Consider the following 2,843-nt stretch of genomic DNA (forward strand, 5'->3'; position numbering starts at 1 on the left):
TGCCATGCTTGTCATCTAAGGAGAAATCACCATGAATATGTTGTTGGAACCCAAATATCTCGTTTTGCATATCGCGATCATCGTCATCGCCACCGGACTACTTGCCACGCTCATCTACGAAATGCGCAAACCCAAGAGAGACCCCAACGAGGATCCGGATACCAAACGGATGAACGATATGCTCAAAGACTGAAACCGTCTCTTTGTCCGGAAGCGCCGGAAAAAGCACACGGATCTCTGTGTTATAATCACTATATGAAAAAATATTATCTTCTCTTTTTTGTCCTCTCACTTTTGCTATGGCTGGCCGGATGCGGTCCGAAATATGACTATACGATCCACAAACCCAAGGTCCGATACCACAAAGCCGATCGGGCCAAACTCAAAAAACTCCTCGACGCTCAACTGGGCAAACCCTATGTCTGGGCCGAAGAAGGGCCCGACGCCTTCGACTGCTCCGGCCTGGTCTACTACTGCTATGAGAGTATGAATATGAAGGTCCCGCGCATTGCCCGCAAACAGGCCCAGGTCGGCCGTCCCGTCACCCGGGATCAGCTGCGCTACGGGGATCTCGTCTTCTTCGATACCACCCCGAGGCGATCGGGACAGATCACCCACGTGGGCGTCTATATCGGCAACGGAAAATTCGAACACGCCGCCAACGAAAAGGAGGGGGTCAAAATCAGCTCTCTGGACAGTCCCTATTATCGCCGCCGCATCAAGCTCTACAAGCGCTACCTGCCCGATGAGAGTTCTCCCTACGCCCCCAGTCTGCCCCTCGCCTCCTCCGCCACACCGCCCGCTTCCTGCAAAAAGTGCTTCCAGGTCCCCGAGAAGGTTACTGCCAAGAGCGGGCATTTCTATATCCAGGTCGGCTCCTTCAAGGGAACCCCCGATCCTGCCTGGCTCAAGCACATCCGGGCCCTGGGCTACGACTACCGTTCCCTCTATGAAGACGGAATGCGAAAACTCCTCGTCGGCCCCTTCGCCAGTAGAGAAGATGCTCTGAGCGTCCTGCCCAACACCCGCCAGGAGTTCAACCCCGGAGCCTTCCTGAAAGAATTATGAATGAGAAATGAGGAATGAGAAATTTTGGTTTGCATTGCTTGGCAACGCTTTCATTCATCATCCAAAATCCACCATCCAAAATCGAGAGGATTTTCAAATGAAAATCCTCTCCCCCAACGCCCCCTGCCCCTGCGGAAGCGGCAACAAATACAAACGATGCTGCCGCCCCTATCACCAGGGCAAACGGGCTCCTGATGCGCTGACACTGATGAAGAGCCGCTACAGCGCCTACGCCGCCGGGGAGGCTGACTATATCCTCCGGACCACCCATCCGCTCTGTCCCGAATATTCCAAGGAGAGAAAGCGCTGGAAAGCGGAAGTGGAGCGGTTCAGCCGGCAGACAGACTTTCTTCGGCTCGATATCCTGGAGTACCAACCGGGAGAAGCGGAGGCCTTTGTGCTTTTCCGGGCCCGGTTCCGCGACGGAGTCCTCATCGAAAAAAGCCGTTTCCTCTGTGTGGAGGGCGAGTGGCTCTATCGCTCGGGGGAGTTTCTGCCCGAAGAGGAGAAGAAGACCGTAGATTAGAGGCCCGGCAACGCTGCTCAGGCAGACAGGGATCTGTTCTTCCAGAGAGTTTTCATCTCCTTTTAACTATAATCTTAGAATTAACCCAAATCATGCATTAGCCAGCACGCCATCTGCACCGATCATCGGTGACATGGGCGAACACCCCTGCCAACCGAGCATTGGCACATCTGGTGCACTTTCTACTGCAGGATTTGGGATTAACGAATCATATAAACGGGGGGAAAAGTGGAATCACGTCTGATCTGTTGCCATGAATGTGACGAACTCTGCCGGCTTCCCTATCCTCAGAGACCGGGACGATACCGCTGTCCCAACTGCGGGCACGTCCTCTTTCGCTATCACCCCGGAATGATCGAAAAACTCTACGCCGTTCATGTCGCCGCACTGATCCTTTTTCTTGTCAGCAACGCCTTTCCTTTTCTGACCTTCGAAGTCCTGGGCAACAGCTCCCAGGCCACTTTCACCACGGCGATACAATATCTCTATGAGGAGGGGGACTATCTCCTCGCCGTGGCTGTCCTGATGACGACCCTGGTCGTGCCCTTCAGCCGGATCGTGATTTTTCTGCTGCTCTTCGCCCCTCTGCATCACGGACGGGTCCCCCGCTTCGCTCCCCATCTTCTCAAAACGCTTGAAGATATCACCCCCTGGGGGATGCTGGATGTTTTTCTCGTCGGCGTTCTGGTCTCCATCGTCAAACTGGTCAAGATGGGAACCATCATCCCGGGAATCTCCCTCTGGTCCTTTGCCGCCCTCATCCTGATCCTCGCCTACGGAGAGTCGATCTTCGAATCCCATCCGATCTGGGAACGGATCGAAAAGGCCCAGCACAAAGGACGGATCAAAACCTTCCGGAGGCTCCGTTCATGAGAGCCATCAACCGAAACCTGGGCTGCTGCCCCACCTGTCGTCAGCTGGTCACTTTCCCTCCGAAAAAGGGCGGAGAAGTGGCCGCCTACTGTCCCCGCTGCGGCAGTGAAGTTCACCTGAGAAAGAGTCACAGCCTCCAGAATACCCTGGCACTGGTCATCGCCAGCATCATCTTCTACATTCCGGCCAACCTCCTGCCGATGATGCATGTGCAAACCTTCGCCGGGACCGAATCCGATACGATCATGAGCGGGGTCATCTACTTCATGGAGACCGGATCCTACCTCATCGGGAGCGTCATCTTCATCGCCAGTATCCTGGTTCCGGTGCTCAAGATGCTGATCCTGCTTTACCTCATCCATACCGTTCGGCACCA

5 protein-coding genes are annotated in these 2,843 nt (G+C 54.8%); all 5 read left to right on the forward strand.

All coding sequences use genetic code 11. The annotated features are described in order from the left end of the window. Positions 1-31 precede the first annotated feature (31 nt). Positions 32-193, forward strand: a complete 162-nt coding sequence (locus tag F8I07_RS00970) for a hypothetical protein (protein ID WP_292654552.1) — start codon at positions 32-34, stop codon at positions 191-193. Positions 194-255: 62 nt separating this feature from the next. Further along, positions 256-1,068, forward strand: coding sequence for an NlpC/P60 family protein (locus tag F8I07_RS00975; RefSeq protein WP_292654555.1), 813 nt, complete (start codon positions 256-258; stop codon positions 1,066-1,068). 97 nt (positions 1,069-1,165) lie between these two features. Beyond that, positions 1,166-1,594: a YchJ family metal-binding protein gene (locus tag F8I07_RS00980; RefSeq protein ID WP_292654558.1), complete on the forward strand. Its 429-nt coding sequence runs from the start codon at positions 1,166-1,168 to the stop codon at positions 1,592-1,594. Positions 1,595-1,822: 228 nt separating this feature from the next. After that, positions 1,823-2,467, forward strand: coding sequence for a paraquat-inducible protein A (locus F8I07_RS00985; RefSeq protein WP_292654560.1), 645 nt, complete (start codon positions 1,823-1,825; stop codon positions 2,465-2,467). Continuing rightward, positions 2,464-2,843, forward strand: a 380-nt coding sequence (locus F8I07_RS00990) for a paraquat-inducible protein A (protein WP_292654563.1), incomplete at its 3' end; no start/stop codon positions are given. The genes F8I07_RS00985 and F8I07_RS00990, both read left to right, overlap by 4 nt.

It is taken from the genome of Nitratifractor sp. (genome assembly GCF_015487065.1).
In the GTDB taxonomy this organism is placed as follows: Bacteria; Campylobacterota; Campylobacteria; order Campylobacterales; family Sulfurovaceae; genus Nitratifractor.